Genomic DNA, 23,600 nt, shown 5'->3' with positions numbered 1-23,600 from the left:
CTGCTCGGTCTGGGTCATGGGTTCATCATGCGGGCCGCCGCTGACCGCCGGGCCGGCCTGTGGACAACCCGACGGCTGTGGAAAACGGGTGGCCGGGGAACGGTGGGCGACGGGTGGGCGGCGGGGCCGTCCGGGTCTTCGGGCCGGTCGGTGCGCGGACTCGGCTCCTGCGCTGTCAGCGGGATGCGAACGGCTGGTCGGTGCGCACGATCTCGCGGCCCAGCGGCAGCAGCGAGACCGGGATCAGCTTGAAGTTGGCGATGCCCAGCGGGATGCCGATGACCGTGACGCAGAGGGCGATGCCGGTCGCGATGTGGCCGATGGCCAGCCACCAGCCCGCCAGGACCAGCCACAGGACGTTGCCGACGCACGAGGGCGCGCCCGCGTCACGGCGCTCGACCGTGGTGCGCCCGAAGGGCCACAGGGCGTAGACGCCGATGCGGAAGGCGGCGAGGCCGAAGGGGATGCCGATGACGGTGAGGCACAGCAGCACGCCCGCGAACAGGTAGGCGAGGAACAGCCAGAAGCCGCTCAGGACGAGCCATATGACGTTCAGGATGGTCTTCACCTGTGGTGACCTGCCATTTTCTCGAGCCGGCCGATGCGGTCCGCCATCGGCGGGTGCGTGGAGAACATCTTCGACAGCCCCCGGCCCGGGCGGAACGGGTTCGCGATCATCATGTGGCTGGCGGTCTCGATGCGGGGCTCGGGCGGCAGCGGGAGCTGCCTGGTGCCGAGTTCGAGCTTGCGCAGGGCGCTGGCCAGGGCCAGCGGGTCGCCCGTGAGCCGGGCGCCGGAGGCGTCCGCCTCGTACTCCCGGGAGCGGCTGACGGCGAGCTGGATGAGGGTGGCGGCGAGCGGGCCCAGGATCATGATCAGCAACATGCCGAGGAGGCCGGGGCCGTCGTCGTCGTCGGAGCGGCCGATGGGGATCAGCCAGGCGAAGTTGACCAGGAACATGATCACGGAGGCGAGGGCCCCGGCGACCGACGAGATCAGGATGTCGCGGTTGTAGACATGGCTGAGCTCGTGGCCGATGACGCCGCGCAGCTCGCGCTCGTCCAGCATGCGCAGGATGCCGTCGGTGCAGCACACGGCGGCGTTGCGCGGGTTGCGGCCGGTGGCGAACGCGTTCGGCGCCTCCGTCGGGGAGATGTACAGGCGCGGCATGGGCTGGCGGGCCTGGGTGGAGAGCTCGCGGACCATCCGGTACAGCCCGGGGGCCTCGAACTCGCTCACCGGGCGGGCGCGCATCGCGCGTAGCGCCAGCTTGTCGCTGTTCCAGTACGCGTAGGCGTTCGTGCCGAGGGCGACCAGGACGGCGACGACGAGCCCCGCTCGGCCGAAGAAGCTGCCGATGACGATGATGAGTGCGGACAGTCCCCCGAGGAGTACTGCGGTCCTGAGCCCGTTGTGCCGGCGGTGCACGGTACGCCCTCCAAGTGGTGCAGCAGGGGAACCCTTTGCTTGCTCGATGGTGCTTCCTGGTCTCCGATGCCACTGGTGCCGCGGTGTCACGTCCAGTGGTCCCTCCCGTACTGGTCAACGCGAGGCGGAGGCCACCAGTTCCCTCGTGCGTACGGCGGCGCGCGGGGGCCGTCCGGACGGCGGCGGCGGATGCGGCACGCGAGCGGGGGCGGCCGGGTGTCCCCCGCACGCGTGCCGGGAGCGACCGCGGTGCGCGGGAGCCCGGCGCCGGTCGTTCAGAAGAGCCCGGTATCGGCGAACCGCAGCACCAGCTGGGGCGCCCCGGACAGGACGACGCCGAGGACCGCGGTCACGGTGAGCGCGGCGGTCAGGGGCGCCGGGACGTGGTGCTTCTCGGGCGCGCCCTGCGGGGCGCGGAACAGCAGGGCCGTCCACTGGAGGTAGTAGAACAGCGCGATGACGACGTTGACGGCCATGACCACGGCGAGCCAGCCGAGGCCCGCGTCGACGGCCGCGGAGAAGACGGTGACCTTCGCGAAGAGGCCGATGACGCCCGGCGGCAGCCCGGCGAGGCAGAGCAGGAAGAACGCCAGGAGCAGGGCGGTCAGCGGGTTGGTGGCGTACAGGCCGCGGTAGTCGGTGACGCGGTTGAGGGACTTCGTACGGCCGACGAGCGCGGCCACCGCGAAGGCGCCGAGGTTCACGGCGCCGTACATGAGGGCGTAGGCCACGGTGGAGCCGACCGGCCGCCGGACGTCGTCGGTGTACGCGGCGGCGGCGATCGGCACCAGGAGGTAGCCGGCCTGGCCGACGGACGACCAGGCCAGCAGCCGGACCGCGCTGTGCGCGCGCGTGCCCTGCTGCCGCAGCGCGCCGGCGTTGCCGACGGTCATGGTGAGGGCGGCCAGCACGGCGAGCGCCGGACCCCAGACGTCGGCGTACGACGGGAGGGCGACCACCGTGACGAGGATCAGGCCGGAGAAGCCGACCGCCTTGCCGATGACCGACAGGTAGGCGGCGATCGGCAGGGGCGCTCCCACATAGGTGTCCGGCACCCAGAAGTGGAACGGCACGGCGGCCGTCTTGAAGGCGAAGCCGACCAGGGTGAGGACGGCGCCGGTCTGGGCGAGTGTGAGGAGCTGCCCGTCGACGTCCTGGATCCGGTCGGCGACCCGGGTGAGGTGGAGGGTGCCGGTGGAGGCGTACACGAAGCTGATGCCCATGAGGCTGACCGCGGTGGCGGTGACCGAGGACAGGAAGAACTTCAGGGCGGCCTCGGAGGAGCGCCGGTCGCCGTGGCGGAGGCCGACCAGGGCGAAGGCGGGCAGGGAGGCGACCTCCAGGGCGACGACGAGGGTCGCCAGGTCGCGGGAGGCGGGCAGCAGGGCGGCGCCGGCGGCGGAGGACAGCAGCAGGAACCAGAACTCCCCCTCGGGGAGGTCCGCGCGGGCGTCCTTCAGGGCGGTGACCGACAGGAGGGCGGCCAGGAGGGCGCCGCCGAGCACCAGGAGCTGGACGACCAGGGCGAAGTGGTCCGCCGTGTAGCTGCAGACGCCGGGGTCGCCGGTCAGGCAGAAGGTGGCGTGGCCGCCGTCCAGGAGGGGCAGCAGCAGGAGCGTGGCGGCGGCGAGCCCGGCGACCGACACCCAGCCCAGCAGCGCCTTGCGGTGGTCGCCGACGAAGAGGTCGGCGACGAGGACGACGAGTGCGACGACCGCGGCGAGGGTGGGCGGCGCGATCGCGAGCCAGTCGACGGACTGGACCACGGACTGGGCCGGGGAGCTCATCGGGTGCCTCCTGCGAGGAGCTGCTGCACGGCCGGGTCGGTCAGACCGAGGAGGACCTTGGGCCACAGGCCGGCGACGACGGTGAGGGCGACGAGCGGCGTCCAGGCCGCGAACTCGTAGCCGCGGACGTCGGGGAGTTTCGGCGCGTCGGGCGGGACGGCGCCCATGCAGACGCGGCGGACCACGATCAGCAGGTACGCGGCCGTCAGCAGGGTGCCGAAGGCGGCGACCGCCATGAAGGCGAGGAAGGCGGGCCGGCTGAGGCCGTCGGCCGGTTCGAACGCGCCGAACAGGGCCAGCATCTCGCCCCAGAACCCGCCCAGCCCCGGCAGGCCCAGGGAGGCGACCGCGCCGAAGGCGAGCAGGCCGCCGAGGCGCGGGGCCCTGCCGTACAGGGCGGCGCCCTCCTGGGGGCGGCCCGGCGCGGCGGATCCGCCCGCCGGGGGGCGGTGGCCGGGCGAGGGGAGGGCCAGGGTGTCGAGGTCGGTGGTGCCGGTGCGGTCCTTCACCCCGCCGACCAGGAAGAACAGCAGGCCGGTGATGAGGCCGTGGGCGATGTTGGCGAACAGGGCGCCGTTCACGCCGGTCGGGGTCATCGTCGCGATGCCGAGCAGGACGAAGCCCATGTGGCCGACGGAGGAGTAGGCGATGAGCCGCTTGAGGTCGCCCTTCGCGCCCCGCCGGGCGAGGGCCAGGCAGGCCAGGGACCCGTAGACGATCCCGACGACGGCGAGGGCGGCGAGGTAGGGCGCGAAGGTGCGGAACCCGTCCGGTGCGACGGGGAGGAGGATCCGGACGAATCCGTACGTGCCCATCTTCAGCAGGACGCCGGCCAGCAGAACCGAGCCGACCGTGGGCGCGGCGGTGTGGGCGTCGGGCAGCCAGCTGTGCAGCGGCCACATGGGCGTCTTGACCGCGAGCCCGATCCCGATCGCCAGGACGGCGACGACCTGCACGGATACGCTCAGTGACCGGCCGTTGTCGGTGGCGAGTGCCACCATGTCGAACGTGCCCGCCTCCAGCCCGATCAGGAGCAGGCCGAGCAGCATGACCACGGAGCCGAGCAGCGTGTAGAGGATGAACCGCCACGCGGCCCGGCTCCGGCCCGCGCCGCCCCAGCGGGCGATGAGGAAGTACATCGGGATGAGCACCATCTCGAACGCCAGGAAGAACAGCAGCAGGTCGAGGACGGCGAACGTGGCGAGCGTGCCGGACTCCAGGAGGAGCAGCAGCGGGACGAAGGCCTTCGGGCCGGGGCCCGCGGGCATCTTGAAGTACGCGTGGAGCGCGCTCAGGAAGGTCAGCAGCGCGGTCAGGACCAGAAGGGGGAGGGAGATGCCGTCGATGCCGAGGTGGATCCGCACGTCGAGTGCGGGGATCCAGCTGATGTCCGTGGTGGCCTGCATCTTCGACGGGTGGTCGTGGTCGAAGCCGAGCGCGAGGGCGAGCGCGGCGACGAGGACGGCGCCGGTGACGGTCACGCCGTGCCGCAGCACGGCCTGCTCGGGGGACTTCCCCTTCAGTCCGGGCGGTGCCGGCAGGAGGGCGGCGGCCGCGCCGAGGAGCGGGCCGACGACGACGAATGCCAGAAGGAACTGCATCACGGACTCGCTGATATCGATCACGCCTGCTCACGCTCCCGTGGCGACGAGGACGGCGGCGACCGCCAGGACGACGGTGCCGGCGAGCAGCGCGCTCACATAGGTCTGCACGTTGCCGGTCTGGGCGCGCCGTACGGCGGCCCCGAGCCAGCGGGGCAGCGCTCCCGCGCCGCGTACGTAGGTCTCGACGACCTCCCGGTCGAGGAACCTCACGAGGCTCGCGCCGGCCCTGACCGGGCGGACGAAGAGGGCCGCGTACACGGTGTCCAGGTGGAAGCCGGCGGCCGCGGGCCGGTGCAGCGGGCCGAGCAGGAGCCGTGCCGGGTCCGACGGGTCGGGCGCGGCGGCCACGGTGCCGTACGCGGGCTCGTGGCCGGCGACGGCCTCGGCCTCGACGCGGGCGGCGCCGCCCTCGGGGTGGGCCGCGACGGCGCCCAGGGGGACGCGGGCCGCGAGCGCGGTGGTGTGCCGCCAGGCCGCGTAGGCGACGATGCCGCCGGCCAGGGCCACGCCCGTGCCGAGGACGGAGGTGGTGAGGGTCGGGGTCAGGTCGCGGCCGTCGAACCAGTCGGGCAGCAGGCGGTAGGCGAGTGCGCCGAAGGCGAGGGACGGGACGGCGAGCACCCACAGCACGGTGTTCATGGCCGCCGGCTGCCGGCCGTGGTCGGGGGCGTCGGCGCCCCGCCCGCGGAAGGCCAGCAGCCACAGGCGCATCGCGTACGCGGCGGTGAGCAGGGCCGTGAGCAGGCCGGCGACGAGGACGGTCCAGCCCGCGGCGCCGGGGGCGTGCTCGGTGTGGCCGGTGGCGACGTGCTCGGCGGCGACCAGGACGGACTCCTTGGAGAAGAAGCCGCTGAACGGCGGGATCGCGGCGAGCGCGAGGAGCGCCACGGTCATCGTCCAGTAGGCGTCGGGGACGCGGTCGCGCAGGTTCCGCATGCGGGACATGGCGGCCAGCGAGTTGGTGCCGGCGGCGTGGATGATCACACCGGCCGCGAGGAACAGCAGCGCCTTGAAGGCGCCGTGGGACAGGAGGTGGAAGACGGCGGCGCCGCGGTCGCCGACGGCGAGGGCTCCGCTCATGTAGCCGAGCTGGCCGATCGTCGAGTAGGCGAGGACGCGCTTGATGTCGTCCTGGGCGAGCGCGGCGAGCGCCGAGCCGGCCATCGTGACCGCGGCCATCACGGCGAGGACGACCAGCGCGGCCCGCGAGGCCTCGAAGACCGGAAGGAGCCGGGCGATGAAGTAGACGCCGGCGGCGACCATCGTCGCGGCGTGGATCAGCGCGGAGACGGGTGTGGGGCCCGCCATCGCGTCGGGCAGCCAGGTGTGCAGCGGGAACTGCGCGGACTTGCCCGCCACGCCGGCCAGGAGCAGCAGGGCGATCAGCGTGGGGTGGTCGAGTCCGCCGCTCGCGACCGCGCCGAGGACGCGGGTGATGCGGAACGACCCGGCCTCGGTGGCGAGGGCGAGCAGGCCGATGAGGAAGGGGACGTCACCGAGCTTGGTGACCAGGAAGGCCTTGAGGGAGGCGGCGCGCGCCTCGGGGGTCTCCCAGTAGTGACCGACCAGGAAGTACGAGCAGATGCCCATGATCTCCCAGCCGACCAGCAGCACCATCAGGTCGCCGGAGTAGACGACGAGGAGCATCGCGGAGGTGAAGAGGGAGACGAGGGCGGCGTAGGAGGGATAGCGCGGGTCGTCGCGGAGGTAGCCCGTCGAGTAGATCTGCACGCAGGTGGCGACGAGGCCGACCAGGACGGCGACGAGGGCGGCGAAGCCGTCGACGTGCAGGGCGAGCTCGACGGGGACCGAGCCGGTGGGCGCGAGTTCGGTGGCGGCGTCGACGGCCCGGCCGCCGCCCTGGCGCACGGCGACGAGCACGGCGAGCACCAGAGCGGCGAGCGTCGGCAGGACGGCGAGCGGGCGGACGAAGCCGGGGGCCGTGCGGCCCAGGAGCAGGCCGGCGGCGGCGCCCAGGAACGGAAGGAGGGGGACGAGGACGGCGAGGGTGGTCGTGGTCACGCGGTGGCCTCGGTCTTCTCGGTCTTCTCGGCCGTGCGGGCGTCGCGGTCGGGGCCGTCGCTCGCGTGGCCCTCGGCGGTGTCGCGGAGCTTGTCGATGTCCGAGGTGCCGCGGCTGCGGTGGACGGCGAGGACGATCGCCAGGCCGATGCCGATCTCGGCCGCGGCGATGGCGATGGTGAACAGGGTCAGGGCCTGGCCGGAGTGCAGGGTCTCCTCGGCGGTCCGGCTCAGCCAGACGTCGAAGGCGACCAGGTTGAGGTTGACGGCGTTGAGCATCAGCTCGACCGACATCAGCACGAGGATCGCGTTGCGGCGGGCCAGGACGCCGTACAGGCCGGTGCAGAACAGGAGGGCGGAGAGCACGGCGGGATAGGCGAGGTGCATCAGCGGGTCCCTTCCGCGTCGCGCCGGGTGTCCCGGGCGCCGGGGGCGCTCGTGTCCCGGGCGCCGGGGGCGGGGCCGGGGGGCGCCGCGCCGGTCCTCGCCTTGCGGGACAGGACGATCGCGCCGACCAGGGCGGCGAGGAGGAGGACGGACAGGGCCTCGAAGGGGAGGACCCAGTTCTGGAAGAGGCTCTCCCCGGTCACGCGGGTGGATCCGGCGGCCGGGCCGTCCAGGTCGATCCAGGTGGTGCGGAAGGCGTCGACGACGACCCAGACCAGGGTCGCCGCGGCGGCGACGGCCACGGTGAGGGCGGTCCACCGGTTGCCGGAGTCGGCGTCCGGGGAGCGGCCGATGGGGGCCTTGGTGAGCATCAGGCCGAACAGGAGGAGGACGACGACGGAACCGACGTAGATCAGGACCTGCACCCAGGCGATGAACTCGGCGGTGAGCAGGAGGTACTCGACGGCGAGGCCGCCGAGGGTCACCACCAGCCACAGGGCGGCGTGCACCAGTTGCCGGGTGGTGACGGTGACGAGCGCGGCGCCGAGGGTGACCAGGCCGACGAGGAGGAAGGCGATCTCGACGCCGGTCGGGGAGAGGAAGCCGTGGGCCCCGGCGGCCGTGGTGGTGTGCGGGGCCAGGCCGGCGGCGGTCGCTGCGAGGGTCATTCCCGGCCCTCCCGCCCCGGCTCCGGCTGGTCCGTCTGCTGCGGGGAGTCGCCCATCGGGCGGGTGGGGGATTCCGCCGCGCGGGCCTGCTGGTCGGCGTGGGATTCCGTGCCGGCCGAGCCGGCGGGCGCCGGCCGTGCGGTGGGGCCGGCGGCGGGCGCGGAGGGCCCGCCGGGTGCGGCGGCCTGCCGCTGGGCGGCCAGCTTCTCGGCGGTCTTGCGGGCGGTGGCCAGTTCCTTCGGTTCCTCCGCGCCGGGATCGAGGGCGGGCGGGGCCGGAACGGTCCACATCCACTCGCGGAGCTTGTCGCGCTCGTGGGTGAGGTCGCGGATGTCGGTCTCGGAGTACTCGAACTCCGGGGACCAGAACAGGGCGTCGAAAGGACAGACCTCGATGCAGATACCGCAGTACATGCACAGGGAGAAGTCGATGGCGAAGCGGTCCAGGACGTTGCGGCTGCGTTCACGGCCACCGGGGGCCGCCGCCGGGATCGTCTCCTTGTGCGAGTCGATGTAGATGCACCAGTCCGGGCACTCGCGGGCGCACAGCATGCAGACCGTGCAGTTCTCCTCGAAGAGGCCGATCACGCCGCGGGTGCGGGGCGGCAGGTCGGGCTGGACGTCCGGGTACTGCTCGGTGACGGTCTTCCTCGTCATCGTGCGCAGGGTGACGGCCAGGCCCTTCGCCAGACCGCTGCCGGGGATGCGGGGCCGGGAGGGCGGGAGCGGGGCGGCCATGGTTACGCGATCACCACCTTGACGACGCCGGTGAGGGCGATCTGGGCGAGGGAGAGGGGGACGAGGAGGGTCCAGGAGAGTTTCTGGAGCTGGTCCTCGCGCAGGCGGGGATAGGTCACGCGCAGCCAGATCACGATGAAGGCGAGGACGGCCGTCTTCAGCAGGGTCCACACCCAGCCGAGGCCGTCGGCGCCCCAGGGACCGTGCCAGCCGCCCAGGAAGAGGACGGTGGTCAGGCCGCACAGGACGACGATTCCGGCGTACTCGGCGAGGAGGAACAGGGCGAAGCGGAGGCCGGTGTACTCGGTGTAGGCGCCGAAGATGATCTCCGAGTCGGCGACGGGCATGTCGAAGGGCGGACGCTGGAGTTCGGCCAGCCCCGCCACGAAGAACACGATCGCGCCGACGATCTGCCAGGGCAGCCACCACCACTCGAAGGCGTCGAGGATGCCGGGGAGGGAGACCGTGCCGGCCGCCATGGCCACGGAGGCGGCGGCGAGCAGCATCGGGAGCTCGTAGGCGAGGAGCTGGGCCGCGGTGCGCAGGCCGCCGAGGAGGGAGAACTTGTTGGCGGAGGCCCAGCCGGCCATGAGGGAGCCGAGGACGCCGACGCCCATGACGGCCAGGACGAAGAAGACGCCCGCGTCGATCACCTGGCCGACCGCGCCCTCGCCGGGGGCGACGGGGATGGCGAGGAGGACCAGGAGGTACGGCAGGAGGGCCACGGCGGGGGCGAGCTGGAAGATACGGCGGTCCGCGCCCGCGGGGACCACGTCCTCCTTCTGCGCGAACTTCACGCCGTCGGCGACGAGCTGGGCCCAGCCGTGGAAGCCGCCGGCGTACATGGGGCCGAGGCGGCCCTGCATGTGGGCCATCACCTTGTGCTCGGTCTGGCCGACGAGCAGGGGGAGGACCAGGAAGACGACGAAGACGATCAGGAGGCGCAGGGTGACGTCGAGCGCGTCGTTCACCGCGGACCTCCTGCGGGGTTCTCGGGGGACGGGGAAGCTTCGGGATCTCCGGGGGCTTCGGGGGTCCCGGAGGCTTCGGGGGGTCGGGGGTTCTCGGACTTCCCGGTGGGTGCACCGGCCTCGGCGCCTCCGGCTCCGGGCGTCGTCCCGGCCTCGGGCGCCGGTTCGGCCTCGACCGCCGGCTCGGCACCGGTCACCGGTTCAGTCCCCTCACGCGACTCCGCCTCGGCGGCCGCCCCGGCCGTGGGCCCCGGCTCCGCTCCGGGCTTCGCCTCCTCCCCGGGCTCGTCGAAGGCGGGGCGGGCGTGGTGCCACGGGGCGTCCGGGCTGTGGGGGACGACGGGCGGCTTCGCGGGCCGGCCCGCGGCTCCCGGTGACGTGGTGCGCCGGGCCGCCGCGCCCGCGCCCGTGCCGTCCGACGGCGTCCCCTCCCCGGGGGCGGACCGCCGGCTCGCGGATCCCTCCGCGGCGCTGCGGGCCCGGCGCGGCCCGGCAGGCGCACCCGCGCCCGCACGCTGCGACGCCGAACCCTCGCTCGCGCTCCGCGCACGACGCGGTGCCGCCGGCGCGCCGGAACCCGTCGCTCCCTGCCCGGCGGCCGCCCCCTCCGCCGCGGCGTCCACCGCTCCGGCCCGCTGGCTCGCCGAACCCCCGCTCGCGCTCCGCGCACGACGCGGTGCGGGCGGGGTGTCCGGAGCCGCGGCCGCCGTCCGGCCGGCCGGTCCCTCCGCCGCCGACCTGGTACGGCGTGCCGGCCGGTCCCCCGCCGCGCGGGCTCCCCGGGCCGGGGCGGGCGGGAGCTGGCCCTTCAGCGGACCCCACTCGTTGGGGTCGGGGACCCCCGGGGGCAGCATCTGGCGGCGCTTGGGGCCGCCGTGCTCCGACTCCCCGGGCTCCTTCGCGCCCGGCCAGGCCTTGGCGACCCGGGCCGCCAGGACGAAGTCCTTGCGCAGCGGGTGGCCCTCGAAGTTCTCCGGCAGGAGCAGGTGGTCCAGGGCCGGGTGGCCCTCGAAGACGACGCCGAACATCTCGTGGGTCTCGCGCTCGTGCCAGGCGGCGCCCGCGTAGACGTCCACCGCCGAGGGCAGGACCGGCGCCTCGTGCGGGACCGTGGTGCGCAGCAGCAGCCGCCGCACCGGCGCGAGGGCGGCGACGTGCGCGGCGACGCGGAAGCCGGTGCCCGGTTCGTCGACCGCGCTCAGCCAGTCGAAGTACGTGCAGCCCAGCCGGTCGCGCGCGGTCTCCAGCGCGGGGATCCAGGCCGCGGGCGGGACGTCCACCGTCAGGACCTCGTACGACTCCTCGGCCGTGGCCTGCGCGCCGAAGAGTTCCTCGACGTCGGCGGGCAGCCAGCCGGCCGCGGTCATCGGTCCTCCCCCGCGGCCGGGGACGGCGGCTGCACCAGGCCGCTCTGCAGGGCCGCCGCCGAGGGCCGGGGGGCCGGCCCGTACCGCTCCCCCAGCGACTCCCGGGCGATCTTCTCCTGGAGCTTCAGGATGCCCTGGAGCAGCGCCTCGGGCCGGGGCGGGCAGCCGGGGACGTAGACGTCGACCGGGATGATCTGGTCGACGCCCTTGGTGACGGAGTACGAGTCCCAGTACGGGCCGCCGCAGTTGCTGCACGCGCCGAAGGAGATGACGTACTTCGGCTCGGGCATCTGCTCGTACAGGCGCTTCACCGCCGGGGCCATCTTGTCCGTCACCGTGCCGGACACCACCATCAGGTCGGCCTGGCGCGGGCCCGGCGCGAACGGGATGACGCCGAGGCGGATGAAGTCGTGCCGGGCCATCGACGCGGCGATGAACTCGATCGCGCAGCAGGCGAGGCCGAAGTTGAACACCCAGAGCGAGTAGCGGCGGCCCCAGTTCAGGATCACCTTCATCGGCTCGGGGGCCAGGCGGGCGAGCGCGCCCAGCCGCTTGGGCTCGGGGAGCGGCACAGGGGTGGGGGTGGAGGCGGGGGTGGGGGTCACGTCCATGCCAGGACGCCCTTCTTGTACGCGTAGAGCAGGCCGACGGCCAGGAAGCCGAGGAAGACGAACATCTCCACGAGGGTCGTGGCGCCGTAGCCGGGGGCGGCGAAGACCGTCGCCCAGGGGAACAGGAAGATCGAGTCGACAGCGAAGATCACGTACAGGAACGCGTAGACGTAGTAGCGGACCTGGGTGTGCGCCCAGCCCTCGCCGACGGGGTCCACGCCGCACTCGTACGTCAGGAGTTTCTCGGGGGTGGGGACCACGGGGCGCAGCAGGCGGCCCGCGCCGAAGGCGACGGCGACGAAGAGCACGCCGATGACGGCGAGCAGTCCGACGACCGAGTAGGACTCGAAGTAGTCCGCCGCGACGACGGTCGTGTTGACGACGGTCGGTTCCGGCACGTCCGTCCCTCGCTCCCTGACCCTGACCCTTTGACCTGCGGCCCGTGACGTCCCGTCGGTGGCCCGTGACCCCGGGCGCCCGACCCGGGACCCGTGGCCCGGAGCCCGCGGCCCGGGACCCGGTGGACCCCGCTGTTCGACGATCCGTACGCACGGGAGTCTAGGGCCTGCTAAAGAGAGGGTAAGCAGCCCGTCACGTCCTGGGACACGGCGGTGGGGTTTTCCCCAGCGGGATCGCGGCGGTCCGCCTCATGGCGCGGCGTCGCGGCCCACGGCACGCTGACCCGTATGACCGAACGCCTCATGCCACCGCCGCGCGCCGAACACCCGGGTGAGACCGGACATCCGGGTGAGACCGGACATCCGGGTGAAGCGGACAGCGACCGCCTGCCGCCGGCCCGTCTCGCCTACGACCGGCACACCTGGAAGGAGATCGCCCACCTGCTGGCGAACCTCCCGGCGGCGTTGCTCGGGTTCACCTACGTCATGACGGTGCTGTCCACCGGCCTCGGGCTGACGATCACGGTGATCGGGTTCCCGTTGCTGGCGGCCGGGCTGACGGGCGCGCGGCTGCTGGGCCGGCTGGAGCGGGCGCGGGCCCGGGCGCTGCTCGGGGTGCGGGTGGACGAGCCGAGCCGGCTCTCCCTGCGCGGCGCCGGCGGGTTCCTCCCGCGGCTGTGGATGGCGCTGAAGGACCCGGTGGGCTGGCGTACGGTCCTGTACGAGTTCATCCGGCTGCCCTGGGGCGTCCTCACCTTCACGATCGCGCTGACCTCGCTGTTCGTGCTGTGGCCGGTGCTGCCGTTCATCGCGCGGGGCCTGGCCAACGCCGACCGGGCGATGGTGCGGGCCCTGCTGTCGCCCTCGGACGAGCTGGAGCGGCGCATCGCGGAGCTGGAGTCGGACCGGGGTGTCGTCGTCGACACGGCCGCCGCCGACCTGCGGCGCATCGAGCGCGACCTGCACGACGGGGCGCAGGCCCGCCTGGTCAACCTCGCCATGGGGCTGGGCCTGGCGAAGGAGAAGCTGCTGGAGGGGCAGGCCGACGAGCACGTCGCGGCGATGGTCGAGGAGGCGCACGGCGAGGTGAAGCTCGCGCTGCAGGAGCTGCGCGACCTGGCCCGCGGCATCCATCCCGCCGTGCTGACCGACCGCGGCCTGGACGCGGCGCTGTCCTCGGTCGCCTCGCGCTGCACCGTGCCGGTGAAGGTGACGGTCGACCTGGCGGAGCGGCCCGCGCCGGCGATCGAGGGCATCGCCTACTTCACCGTCTCGGAGCTGCTGCAGAACGTCAGCAAGCACAGCGCGGCCCGGTCGGCGTCGGTCGACGTGTGGCGCCAGGACGACCGGCTGCTCATCCAGGTGCGGGACGACGGCCGCGGGGGCGCGCGCGTGGACGGCGGTACGGGCATGCGGGGTCTCGCCGACCGGCTGGGCGCGGTCGACGGCCTGTTCGTCGTCGATTCGCCGCAGGGCGGTCCGACGACCGTCACGGCGGAGCTGCCGTGGCGGGACCGCACGGCCGCCGCCGGCCCGCGGTAGGGAAAACCCCCCGTCCGGGACGCCGACGGACTCCATGGTCCGCCGGGCCGCGGCCGCGCAGGGTGGAGGCAGGACAGGACAGCCGCAGGACGAGGGGAAGGACGACGCCGATGACCACGGAGTACGGACAGGCCTACGGGCTCGACAGCGTTCCCGGCCGGGCCGGCGGGCGGCGCCCCCGGCTGCCGGCGGGGCTGCGGGCGCCGTTCGAGGCGCGCAGCCGGCGCGAGCTCGGCTACGTGCTGCTGGGTCTGCCGGTCGGCACCCTGCTGTTCAGCTACGCGGTCACGATGGTGTCGCTGGGCGCGGGCCTGCTGGTGACGTTCCTCGGGATCCCGGTGCTGGCGGCGGCGCTCGCCGGGTGCCGGGGGTTCGGGGCGATGGAGCGGGCGCGGGCGCGCGGGCTGCTGGGCCTGGACGTGGCCGACCCGGAGCCGCTGCGGCCGGCGAAGCGGGGCGTGGCGGCCTGGACGGGGGCGGTCCTGCGCGACGGCGCGTCGTGGCGGGCGCTGCTGTACGCGCTGGTGCGGTTCCCGTGGGCGGTCCTCTCCTTCGGCGTCGCCGTGACCGTCTGGACGTGGGGCTGGGCGATGCTGACCTACCCGCTGTGGTTCTGGGTCTTCCCGATGTACGTCGGCCAGGACGGGCTCCAGGTGTACGGCGACGGGACCCACCGGATCCACCTGGACAACCCCTTCGAGATCACCGTGACCGCGCTGGTGGGCCTGCTGTTCGCGCTGGCCGCGCCGTGGATCGTGCGGGCGCTGACGACGGTGGACCGGATGCTGGTGCACGGGCTGCTCGGGCCGTCGCGGCTGTCGGCGCGGGTGGTGGAGCTGGAGTCGGACCGGGGTGTCGTCGTCGACGCGGCCGCCGCCGACCTGCGGCGCATCGAGCGCGACCTGCACGACGGGGCGCAGGCCCGCCTGGTCGGCCTCGCCATGGACCTCGGGCTGGCGAAGGAGAAGCTGAAGGAGGACCCGCGGGCGGCGGCGCGCATGGTGGACGAGGCGCACGGCGAGGTGAAGACGGCGCTGCAGGAGCTGCGCGACCTGGCCCGCGGCATCCACCCGGCCGTGCTGACCGACCGCGGCCTGGACGCGGCGCTGTCGGCGGTGGCGTCGCGGTGCCCGGTGCCGGTGCGGGTGGAGGTCGACCTGGCGGAGCGGCCGGCGCCGGCGATCGAGGGCATCGCCTACTTCACGGTGTCGGAGCTGCTGCAGAACGTCGGCAAGCACTCCCGGGCCGCCTCCGCGGCCGTGGAGGTGTGGCGGGTGGAGGACCGGCTGCTGCTCCAGGTCGTGGACGACGGCGTGGGCGGGGCCGACGCCTCGGCCGGCTCGGGGCTCGCGGGGCTGGCGGAGCGGCTCGACGCGGTGGACGGGATCCTGGTCGTGGACTCGCCGCCCGGCGGGCCCACCCGGGTGACCGCGGAGCTGCCGTGGCGGACGGACCGGGTGCGCTGAGCCGCCCGGCTGACGCCGGGGCCCGGCCGGTCCCGCGGTCCGTCCGCGGAGCGGCCGGGCCCCGGCCGTGTCCGGGGCGCGCCCCTCGAATCGCGCGGCCCGTGCGCGCGGATCCCCCCGATGCTGGAATGCTGGACGTGTTCGCAGCGGCGGCGCGGAGCCGGCATGGGCCAGGGGGGCGGAAAACGTGGAGGACAGGGTGCGGGTGGTCATCGCCGAGGACTCGGTGCTGCTCAGGGAGGGCCTGACCCGGTTGCTGACCGACCGCGGGCACGAGGTGGTGGCCGGTGTCGGGGACGGCGAGGCGCTGATCAAGACGATCACGGAGCTGGGCGACCAGGGCGAGCTGCCGGACGTGGTGGTGGCGGACGTGCGGATGCCGCCGACGCACACCGACGAGGGCGTGCGGGCCGCCGTACAGCTGCGCAGGGCGCATCCGGAGCTCGGCGTGCTGGTGCTGTCGCAGTACGTGGAGGAGCGCTACGCCACCGAGCTGCTGGCCGGTTCCAGCCGCGGCGTCGGCTACCTGCTCAAGGACCGGGTGGCCGAGGTGCGGGAGTTCGTGGACGCGGTGGTGCGCGTGGCCGCGGGCGGTACGGCCCTCGACCCGGAGGTCGTCGCGCAGCTGCTCGGCCGCAGCCGCAAGCAGGACGTCCTCGCGGGGCTCACCCCCCGGGAGCGGGAGGTCCTGGGCCTGATGGCCGAGGGGCGGACGAACTCCGCGATCGCCAGGCAGCTGGTGGTGAGCGACGGCGCCGTCGAGAAGCACGTCAGCAACATCTTCCTGAAGCTGGGGCTGTCCCCGAGCGACGGCGACCACCGGCGGGTGCTCGCGGTGCTGACGTACCTCAACTCCTGACCGGCTCGCGACCGCGCCGGGCCCCGGCCGAGCGGGCGAATCCTTCCGAAGTCGTGTCCATCATGCGAATGGCTCAGGAAGGCGGCTCGCACGGTCGTAGGGTTGATCCTGGGATGGTCTGCGGGAGGCCAGCCCCGGACAACCGCCTCAAGGGAGGTCCAGTTCAGTGACCAGCCAGGTCAGTAGTCCAGCGGAGCAGGCCGACGAAGCGGTCGTGGCGGAGCGGCGCACACCGGCGGGGGCGAAGGACGTCCGCCGGCTGGACCGGGTGATCATCAGGTTCGCGGGTGACTCCGGTGACGGGATGCAGCTCACCGGTGACCGCTTCACCTCGGAGACGGCGTCCTTCGGCAACGACCTGTCGACGCTGCCGAACTTCCCGGCCGAGATCCGCGCGCCCGCCGGCACCCTGCCGGGTGTGTCGTCGTTCCAGCTGCACTTCGCCGACCACGACATCCTCACCCCCGGTGACGCGCCGAACGTGCTGGTGGCGATGAATCCGGCCGCCCTGAAGGCGAACATCGGCGACCTGCCGCGCGGCGCGGAGGTGATCGTCAACACCGACGAGTTCACCCGGCGGGCGATGCAGAAGGTCGGCTACGCGACCAGTCCGCTGGAGGACGGCTCCCTCGACGGCTACCAGGTGCACCCGGTGCCGCTGACCACCTTGACGGTCGAGGCGCTCAAGGACTTCGACCTCACCCGCAAGGAGGCCGAGCGCAGCAAGAACATGTTCGCGCTCGGGCTGCTGAGCTGGATGTACCACCGGCCCACCGAGGGCACCGAGAAGTTCCTGCGGACGAAGTTCGCGAAGAAGCCCGACATCGCGGAGGCGAACATCGCCGCCTTCCGCGCGGGCTGGAACTTCGGCGAGACCACCGAGGACTTCGCCGTCTCCTACGAGGTGGCCCCGGCCGCCGCCGCGTTCCCGCCGGGCGTGTACCGCAACATCTCCGGCAACCTGGCGCTGGCGTACGGCCTGATCGCCGCCTCCCGCCAGGCCGACCTGCCGCTGTTCCTGGGCTCGTACCCGATCACCCCGGCCTCGGACATCCTGCACGAGCTGTCCAAGCACAAGAACTTCGGGGTGCGGACCTTCCAGGCCGAGGACGAGATCGCCGGGATCGGCGCGGCGCTGGGCGCGGCCTTCGGCGGCTCCCTCGCCGTGACCACCACCTCCGGTCCGGGCGTGGCGCTCAAGAGCGAGACGATCGGCCTGGCCGTCTCCCTGGAGCTGCCGCTGATCATCGTCGACATCCAGCGCGGCGGGCCGTCGACCGGCCTGCCCACCAAGACCGAGCAGGCGGACCTGCTGCAGGCGATGTACGGCCGCAACGGCGAGGCGCCGGTCCCGGTGATCGCCCCGCGCACCCCGGCGGACTGCTTCGACGCGGCGCTGGAGGCGGCCCGCATCGCGCTGGCCTACCGCACGCCGGTCTTCCTGCTGTCCGACGGCTACCTGGCCAACGGCGCCGAGCCGTGGCGCATCCCGGAGCCGGACGAGCTGCCGGACCTGCGGGTGCGGTTCGCGCAGGGCCCCAACCACACCCTGGACGACGGCACCGAGGTGTTCTGGCCCTACAAGCGCGACCCGCACACCCTCGCCCGGCCCTGGGCGATCCCGGGCACGCCCGGCCTGGAGCACCGCATCGGCGGCATCGAGAAGGAGGACGGCACCGGCAACATCTCCTACGCCCCGGCCAACCACGACCTCATGGTGCGCACCCGGCAGGCGAAGGTGGACGGCGTCGACGTCCCCGACATCGAGCCCGACGACCCGGACGGGGCGAAGGTGCTGGTGCTGGGCTGGGGATCGACGTACGGGCCGATCACCGCGGCGGTGCGGCGGCTGCGGGCGGCCGGCGAGTCGATCGCGCAGGCCCACCTGCGGCACGTCAACCCCTTCCCGGGGAATCTCGGCACCGTCCTGAAGCGTTACGACAAGGTGGTGATCCCCGAGATGAACCTCGGCCAGCTCGCCACCCTCGTCCGGGCGAAGTACCTGGTCGACGCCCACTCGTACACCCAGGTCAACGGCATGCCGTTCAAGGCGGAGCAGCTCGCCGCGGCGCTCAAGGAGGCCATCGATGGCTGAGACGACCCCCCAGGCCACGGGCACGGTCGAAGCGCTCTCGCTCGTGCCGAAGGCCGAGGCCGCGCAGTCCATGAAGGACTTCAAGTCCGACCAGGAAGTGCGCTGGTGCCCCGGCTGCGGCGACTACGCGATCCTGGCCGCCGTGCAGGGCTTCATGCCCGAGCTGGGCCTGGCGCGGGAGAACATCGTCTTCGTCTCCGGCATCGGCTGCTCCTCCCGCTTCCCGTACTACATGAACACCTACGGGATGCACTCCATCCACGGCCGCGCCCCGGCGATCGCCACCGGTCTCGCCGCCTCGCGCCGCGACCTGTCGGTGTGGGTCGTCACCGGTGACGGCGACGCGCTGTCCATCGGCGGCAACCACCTGATCCACGCCCTGCGCCGCAACGTCAACCTCAAGATCCTGCTGTTCAACAACCGGATCTACGGCCTGACCAAGGGCCAGTACTCCCCGACCTCCGAGGTCGGGAAGATCACCAAGTCGACGCCGATGGGCTCGCTGGACGCGCCCTTCAACCCGGTGTCGCTGGCGATCGGCGCGGAGGCGTCCTTCGTGGCGCGCACGGTGGACTCCGACCGCAGGCACCTGACCGAGGTGCTGCGGCAGGCCGCCGCCCACCCGGGGACCGCGCTGATCGAGATTTACCAGAACTGCAACATCTTCAACGACGGCGCCTTCGACGTGCTCAAGGACAAGCAGCAGGCCGAGGAGGCGGTGATCCGGCTGGAGCACGGCCGGCCGATCCGCTTCGGCCGCGACGGCTCCAAGGGCGTCGTGCGGGACCAGGCGACGGGCGACCTGAGGGTCGTCGCGGTGACGCCGGACAACGAGGACCGGATCCTGGTCCACGACGCGCACGCCGCGTCCCCGACGACCGCCTTCGCCCTGTCCCGCCTCGCCGATCCGGACACCCTGCACCACACCCCGATCGGCGTGTTCCGCTCCGTCGACCGCCCCGTCTACGACACGCAGATGGCCGACCAGCTCGACACCGCCGTCGAGCAGCGCGGCAAGGGCGACCTGGCCGCGCTGCTGGCCGGGGGCGACACCTGGACCGTCGTGGGCTGACCGCCCTCCTACGGCTCCCGGGGCCCGGACCGCCGCGTGGCGGTCCGGGCCTCGTCGTACGCCCGGCGGGCCGCCGCCACCTCGGCCATCCGCTCCTCGGTCCACAGTGCGAGCGCCCGCACCTGCTCCGCCGCCTCGCGCCCCAGTTCCGTCAGGGAGTAGTCGACGCGCGGCGGGATCACGGGCCGGGCGTCGCGGTGGACCAGGCCGTCCCGTTCCAGGGTCTGCAGCGTCTGCGTGAGCATCTTCTCGCTGACGCGGCCGATCGCCCGGCGCAGCTCGCTGAAGCGGTGCGGGCGCTGCAGGAGCCGGATCAGGACGAGGACGCCCCAGCGGCTGGTGACGTGCTCCAGGACCAGGCGGTGGGGGCACAGCTCCTCGCCGGCGGCCCCCCGGTCACTTACTGTCATGCCAGTACCTTACTTTGAAGTGGGTACTTTCGCATGGTTAGCGCCTCCCCTAGGGTTAGCGTGAAAGCGTCCCCACAAGGAGTTCTGATCATGAGCATCGTCGTCACCGGAGCCACCGGGAAGCTCGGCCGGCACGTCGTGGAGCAGCTGCTGGAGAAGGTTCCGGGCGACCAGGTCACCGCCGTCGTCCGCAGCGCGGACAAGGCCCGCGACCTCGCGGACCGCGGTGTGCGGATCGCCGTGGCCGACTACAACGCCCCCGAGTCCTTCGACGGGCTGTTCGCGGCGGGCGACAAGGTGCTGCTGATCTCCGGCAGCGAGGTCGACCGGGACCGCGTGCGGCAGCACACGGTGGTCGTCGACGCCGCGAAGGCGGCCGGTGTCGCCCTGCTCGCCTACACCAGCGCCCCCGGCACCCTGACCGCCGCCCTCGCCGACGACCACCGCGGCACCGAGGAGGCGCTGCTCGCCTCCGGCGTGCCGTACGTGCTGCTGCGCAACGGCTGGTACCACGAGAACTACACCGAGAACCTGGCCCCGGTGCTGGAGCACGGCACGGTGGTGGCCGCCGCCGGCGAGGGCCGGGTCTCCTCCGCCTCCCGCGCCGACTACGCCGCGGCCGCCGTCGCCGTGCTGACCGGCGAGGGGCACGAGAACACGACGTACGAGCTGGGCGGCGACGAGGCGTGGAGCTTCGCCGAGTACGCGGCCGAGCTGAGCCGGCGAACCGGCAGGGAGATCACCTACACCGCGGTCACCCCGGAAGCGCTGACCGGCGTCCTGACCGGCGCCGGCCTGCCCGAGCCGCTGGCCGCGGTCCTCGCGGGAGTGGACGCCTCCATCGCCAAGGGCGAGCTGGTGGTCTCCACCGGCGACCTGTCCCGCCTGATCGGCCGCCCGACCACCCCGATCGCCGAGGCCGTCGCCGCCGCGCTCCCGGCCTGACCACCGGGCCCGCCCCCTCTGTCATGACCGTATGCCGGTACGGGTATGACAGAGGGGGGTGTCCGGCGTTACCTTCGTGGACGCGGGTTCGAGACACGAAGGAGGAGCCGGTGGCCGGGAAGTCGAGGGGCGAGCGGCACATAGGACTGCTGAACGGCTTCGCGGCGTACGGGATGTGGGGGCTCGTCCCCCTGTTCTGGCCCCTGCTGAAGCCGGCCGGGGCGGTGGAGATCCTGGCCCACCGGATGGTGTGGTCCCTCGTCCTCGTGGCCGTCGCCCTGCTGGCGCTGCGGCGCTGGAGCTGGGCCGGCGAGCTGCTGCGGCAGCCGCGCAAGCTGGGCCTGATCACGGTCGCCGCGGCCGTCATCACCATCAACTGGGGCGTCTACATCTGGGCCGTCAACAGCGGCCAGGTCGTCGAGGCCTCGCTCGGCTACTTCATCAACCCGCTGGTCACCATCGCGATGGGCGTGCTGCTGCTGAAGGAGCGGCTGCGGCCCGTGCAGTGGGCGGCGGTCGGCGTCGGCTTCGCGGCCGTCCTCGTCCTCACCGTCGGCTACGGCCGTCCGCCGTGGATCTCGCTGATCCTCGCCCTCTCCTTCGCCGTCTACGGACTGGTGAAGAAGAAGGTGAACCTCGGCGGCGTCGAGTCGCTGGCCGCGGAGACCGCGGTCCAGTTCCTGCCCGCGCTCGCCTACCTGCTGTGGCTGAGCGGGCAGGGCGGCTCCACCTTCGCCGCCGAGGGCCCCGGACACGCGGCCCTGCTCGCCGCCACCGGCGTGGTCACCGCGCTCCCCCTGGTCTGCTTCGGCGCCGCCGCGATCCGGGTGCCGCTGTCGACGCTCGGGCTGCTGCAGTACCTGGCCCCGGTCTTCCAGTTCCTGCTCGGCATCCTCTACTTCCACGAGGCCATGCCGCCCGAGCGGTGGGCCGGGTTCGCGCTGGTGTGGCTGGCGCTGGCGCTGCTCACCTGGGACGCGCTGCGCACCGCGCGGCGGTCCGCCCGCGCGCTCAGGGCCGGGCTCGACAGGCCCGGGACCACCGGGCCGGCGGGCACCGGGGGCGCGGCGCGGGGCGCCGACGGCGTGACCGCGGAGCCGCCGGCCTCGCCGGCCGCCAAGCCGTAGCCGGCGGTCGCCGCCGGATTCGCGGGCAGCGGGGGCCGCGCGGCCCCCGCTCGAAGCGGAAGGGCCGAGAAGGCCCGCCCGCGCACGGAACCGGCGCCGGCCCCGGGATCTTTCGGCGATTCCGCTCCCCCTCGCTCCCGCAGCCGCTATGAGTGGTCGCATGACAGAGACGACGCCCGCACCCCTGCACTGGAAAATCGTCATCGACGCCGCCGACCCGCACGCCCAGGCCGACTTCTGGGCCGCCGCGCTGCACTACGAGGTCGAGGACAACAGCGCGCTCATCGAGAAGCTGCTCGGCCTGGGAGCCGTACCGGCCGAGCTGACCGTCGAGTTCCACGGCCGGCCCGCCTGGCGGGACCTGGCCGCCGTACGGCACCCGGACGATCCGTACGAGAAGGAGAGCGGGACGGGGCTGGGGCGGCGGCTGCTGTTCCAGCGCGTGCCGGAGGCGAAGACGGTCAAGAACCGGCTCCACCTCGACCTGCACTCCGGGCAGGGACGCCGCGAGGACGAGGTACGGCGCCTGGAGCGGATCGGCGCGAGCGTGCTGCGGCGGGTGGCGGAGCCGGGCGGGCAGTGGGTGACGATGGCGGATCCGGAGGGGAACGAGTTCTGCGTGCATTAGGGCGCCGGGCCCGGACGCCGCGACCGCGACACGACCGCCGCCGGCGGCGCGGCCCCACCCCTCGAACGCCGGGCCCGGTCAGCCGCCCTGGGCCCGGGCGCGTTCGGTGAGGCGGCCCATGCGGGCGCGGGCCGACTCCAGCTGCTCGATGTCGTCGGCGGCGGGGCCGCCCTCGGCCGCGAGCTCGGTCCACAGGCCGATCAGGTCCCGGCCCAGGTCCAGGCCCCGCACCGGGTCGCGTACGGCGCGCCAGGCGGTGGCCGCGCTCTGCACGTTGCCGTAGGCGGCCTCCGCGTCGCCCGCGCCGCGGTGGGCGCGGGCCAGGTCCAGGGAGAGGCGGAAGGCCCGGACCGGGTCACCCGAGAGGTAGGCGATGTAGGCGGTGAGTTCGCGCAGCCGGAGCGTCTCGGGGTGCTGCGGCCCCAGCGCGCCCGACGCCTGGGCGAGCGTCTGCTCCGCCAGGTGCGCCGCCGCCTCGATGCGGCCCGCCTTGACGGCCTCGTTGATACGGGTCACCGGCTCGGCGAGGTGGGCGGGGCCGGCGTCCGCCGGACCGTCGCCGAGGACGGCCTCGGCGACGGCGTCGAAGCCGCGGGGCGGAGTGGGCTTGGGGTCCGGGTCGGACTCGGGCCCGGCCGGACGCGCGGATCCCAGGACCGCGTCCATCGGCGGAGGCGGCCCGAACTCCCCCGTCGGGGGCGCGACCGTGCCGGGCGCGACGCCCCCGGCCGGTTCCGGCACGGCCCGCGGCGGGGACGCCGGCGCGGACCCGCCGGGCGGCAGCGGCCCGGACACCGCCCGCGTGGGGACGGCGGGGGCGGACTCGCCGGGCGGCTGGGGACGGGGCTGCGGATCGGGTGCCGCCCGCAGCGGGAACGTCGGGGCGGAGACCTCCCCCGCGGGTCCGGGCGGCCGCCGCAGGACGTGGGTGGGCGTGTCGTGCCGCGGACGCTGCGGGTCCGGCACGCCCGCGGGGGGTGCCGTCGGCCGCGGAGGAACCGGCGGCCGGGCGGCGTCGGGCGGCGGGGCCGTCCGTACCGGTTCCGCCGTGAAGCGGCTGGAGCCGTCCGTGTCCACCTGGAGGGGGACGACGCAGCCGATGCGTTCGTCGTGGACCGTGGCGAGGACGGGGCGGCCGGCGGCGAGGGCGATGCGGTGCAGGCGGTCCAGGACGGCGTGGTGGATCTCCTGGCCGGGGGCCGCGGCGACCGGGACGCCGTCGATCGAGGCACCCGCCGGCGGGCCGCCCGGATCCGGCCCGGTCACCGGGCCGGCGGCCGGGACATGGACCTGGATCGGGAGGGCCGAGCGCCCGGCACGCTGTTGTTCCCGCTTGTCGTCGCGGCTGGGTCGAGACATCGGCTTCCGCTCCCGCACCGTTCAAGAGCCTGTCGTGATACCTGCTGTCGAGTCTCTCCGCTCGCTCACGGTTCTCACGTCACCGCGATGTCACAGGCTCGTCCCAGAGCCCCGTCCC

Annotated in this window: 22 protein-coding genes; 8 read left to right on the top strand and 14 right to left on the bottom strand. The window is 73.7% G+C overall.

The window, feature by feature from the left end; genetic code table 11:
• Positions 1-175 precede the first annotated feature (175 nt).
• From ACIBAI_RS03810 to ACIBAI_RS03755, 12 genes are all read right to left on the bottom strand, one after another.
• Positions 176-568, bottom strand: a complete 393-nt coding sequence (locus ACIBAI_RS03810) for a YccF domain-containing protein (RefSeq protein WP_399030829.1) — start codon at positions 566-568, stop codon at positions 176-178.
• Positions 565-1,428 (bottom strand): zinc metalloprotease HtpX, encoded by an 864-nt coding sequence (htpX, locus tag ACIBAI_RS03805; RefSeq protein WP_399030828.1) that lies wholly within the window; start codon positions 1,426-1,428, stop codon positions 565-567. The genes ACIBAI_RS03810 and htpX overlap by 4 nt, the downstream gene beginning before the upstream one ends.
• Positions 1,429-1,703: 275 nt before the next feature.
• Positions 1,704-3,215 carry an NADH-quinone oxidoreductase subunit N gene (locus ACIBAI_RS03800; protein WP_399030827.1) on the bottom strand — a complete coding sequence of 504 codons (1,512 nt, stop codon included), beginning with the start codon at positions 3,213-3,215 and terminating at the stop codon, positions 1,704-1,706.
• Positions 3,212-4,840 carry an NADH-quinone oxidoreductase subunit M gene (locus ACIBAI_RS03795; RefSeq protein ID WP_399030826.1) on the bottom strand — a complete coding sequence of 543 codons (1,629 nt, stop codon included), beginning with the start codon at positions 4,838-4,840 and terminating at the stop codon, positions 3,212-3,214. Before ACIBAI_RS03795 ends, ACIBAI_RS03800 begins: the two co-directional genes overlap by 4 nt.
• A gap of 6 nt (positions 4,841-4,846) precedes the next feature.
• Positions 4,847-6,841, bottom strand: a complete 1,995-nt coding sequence (locus tag ACIBAI_RS03790; RefSeq protein ID WP_399030825.1) for an NADH-quinone oxidoreductase subunit L — start codon at positions 6,839-6,841, stop codon at positions 4,847-4,849.
• Positions 6,838-7,227 (bottom strand): NADH-quinone oxidoreductase subunit NuoK, encoded by a 390-nt coding sequence (gene nuoK / locus ACIBAI_RS03785; RefSeq protein WP_399030824.1) that lies wholly within the window; start codon positions 7,225-7,227, stop codon positions 6,838-6,840. Before nuoK ends, ACIBAI_RS03790 begins: the two co-directional genes overlap by 4 nt.
• Positions 7,227-7,895, bottom strand: coding sequence for an NADH-quinone oxidoreductase subunit J (locus ACIBAI_RS03780; protein ID WP_399030823.1), 669 nt, complete (start codon positions 7,893-7,895; stop codon positions 7,227-7,229). The genes nuoK and ACIBAI_RS03780 overlap by 1 nt, the downstream gene beginning before the upstream one ends.
• Positions 7,892-8,632: a 4Fe-4S binding protein gene (locus ACIBAI_RS03775; RefSeq protein WP_399030822.1), complete on the bottom strand. Its 741-nt coding sequence runs from the start codon at positions 8,630-8,632 to the stop codon at positions 7,892-7,894. Before ACIBAI_RS03775 ends, ACIBAI_RS03780 begins: the two co-directional genes overlap by 4 nt.
• 2 nt (positions 8,633-8,634) lie before the next feature.
• Positions 8,635-9,603: an NADH-quinone oxidoreductase subunit H gene (locus tag ACIBAI_RS03770; RefSeq protein WP_399030821.1), complete on the bottom strand. Its 969-nt coding sequence runs from the start codon at positions 9,601-9,603 to the stop codon at positions 8,635-8,637.
• A complete protein-coding gene (locus tag ACIBAI_RS03765) occupies positions 9,600-10,970 on the bottom strand; it encodes an NADH-quinone oxidoreductase subunit C (RefSeq protein ID WP_399030820.1) in 1,371 nt (456 codons plus the stop codon). Before ACIBAI_RS03765 ends, ACIBAI_RS03770 begins: the two co-directional genes overlap by 4 nt.
• Entirely contained in the window at positions 10,967-11,581 is a 615-nt protein-coding gene (locus ACIBAI_RS03760) for an NADH-quinone oxidoreductase subunit B (protein WP_399030819.1), read from the bottom strand. The genes ACIBAI_RS03765 and ACIBAI_RS03760 overlap by 4 nt, the downstream gene beginning before the upstream one ends.
• Complete coding sequence (locus ACIBAI_RS03755; protein ID WP_399030818.1) at positions 11,572-11,979, bottom strand: NADH-quinone oxidoreductase subunit A; 408 nt, start codon at positions 11,977-11,979, stop codon at positions 11,572-11,574. The genes ACIBAI_RS03760 and ACIBAI_RS03755 overlap by 10 nt, the downstream gene beginning before the upstream one ends.
• A gap of 288 nt (positions 11,980-12,267) precedes the next feature.
• On the opposite strand from ACIBAI_RS03755, the gene ACIBAI_RS03750 reads away from it, so the two are divergent.
• From ACIBAI_RS03750 to ACIBAI_RS03730, 5 genes are all read left to right on the top strand, one after another.
• Positions 12,268-13,521: a sensor histidine kinase gene (locus tag ACIBAI_RS03750; protein WP_399030817.1), complete on the top strand. Its 1,254-nt coding sequence runs from the start codon at positions 12,268-12,270 to the stop codon at positions 13,519-13,521.
• A gap of 110 nt (positions 13,522-13,631) precedes the next feature.
• The gene (locus tag ACIBAI_RS03745; RefSeq protein WP_399030816.1) at positions 13,632-14,987 is read left to right on the top strand and encodes a sensor histidine kinase; all 1,356 of its coding nucleotides are present in this window, start codon (positions 13,632-13,634) and stop codon (positions 14,985-14,987) included.
• 187 nt (positions 14,988-15,174) lie between these two features.
• Positions 15,175-15,846 carry a LuxR C-terminal-related transcriptional regulator gene (locus ACIBAI_RS03740; protein ID WP_399030815.1) on the top strand — a complete coding sequence of 224 codons (672 nt, stop codon included), beginning with the start codon at positions 15,175-15,177 and terminating at the stop codon, positions 15,844-15,846.
• Between the two features lie 166 nt (positions 15,847-16,012).
• Positions 16,013-17,941 carry a 2-oxoacid:acceptor oxidoreductase subunit alpha gene (locus tag ACIBAI_RS03735; protein ID WP_399030814.1) on the top strand — a complete coding sequence of 643 codons (1,929 nt, stop codon included), beginning with the start codon at positions 16,013-16,015 and terminating at the stop codon, positions 17,939-17,941.
• Positions 17,934-19,013 (top strand): 2-oxoacid:ferredoxin oxidoreductase subunit beta, encoded by a 1,080-nt coding sequence (locus ACIBAI_RS03730; RefSeq protein WP_399030813.1) that lies wholly within the window; start codon positions 17,934-17,936, stop codon positions 19,011-19,013. Before ACIBAI_RS03735 ends, ACIBAI_RS03730 begins: the two co-directional genes overlap by 8 nt.
• Before the next feature lie 8 nt (positions 19,014-19,021).
• On the opposite strand, the gene ACIBAI_RS03725 is transcribed toward ACIBAI_RS03730, so the two are convergent.
• Complete coding sequence (locus tag ACIBAI_RS03725; protein WP_399030812.1) at positions 19,022-19,423, bottom strand: winged helix-turn-helix transcriptional regulator; 402 nt, start codon at positions 19,421-19,423, stop codon at positions 19,022-19,024.
• A gap of 90 nt (positions 19,424-19,513) precedes the next feature.
• On the opposite strand from ACIBAI_RS03725, the gene ACIBAI_RS03720 reads away from it, so the two are divergent.
• From ACIBAI_RS03720 to ACIBAI_RS03710, 3 genes are all read left to right on the top strand, one after another.
• A complete protein-coding gene (locus tag ACIBAI_RS03720; protein ID WP_399030811.1) occupies positions 19,514-20,368 on the top strand; it encodes an SDR family oxidoreductase in 855 nt (284 codons plus the stop codon).
• Between the two features lie 110 nt (positions 20,369-20,478).
• A complete protein-coding gene (gene rarD / locus ACIBAI_RS03715; protein WP_399030810.1) occupies positions 20,479-21,495 on the top strand; it encodes an EamA family transporter RarD in 1,017 nt (338 codons plus the stop codon).
• Between the two features lie 160 nt (positions 21,496-21,655).
• A complete protein-coding gene (locus tag ACIBAI_RS03710) occupies positions 21,656-22,123 on the top strand; it encodes a VOC family protein (protein ID WP_399030809.1) in 468 nt (155 codons plus the stop codon).
• 78 nt (positions 22,124-22,201) lie between these two features.
• Here the strand turns inward: ACIBAI_RS03710 and ACIBAI_RS03705 are convergent, their stop codons facing one another.
• A complete protein-coding gene (locus tag ACIBAI_RS03705) occupies positions 22,202-23,482 on the bottom strand; it encodes a tetratricopeptide repeat protein (protein ID WP_399030808.1) in 1,281 nt (426 codons plus the stop codon).
• Positions 23,483-23,600: the final 118 nt, after the last annotated feature.

Source organism: Streptomyces sp. NPDC051041 (assembly GCF_044456065.1).
GTDB classification, from domain to species: domain Bacteria; phylum Actinomycetota; class Actinomycetes; order Streptomycetales; family Streptomycetaceae; genus Streptomyces; species Streptomyces glaucus.
The sequence above is the reverse complement of the archived record's forward strand: the minus strand, read 5'-3'. Positions and strand labels throughout refer to the sequence as shown.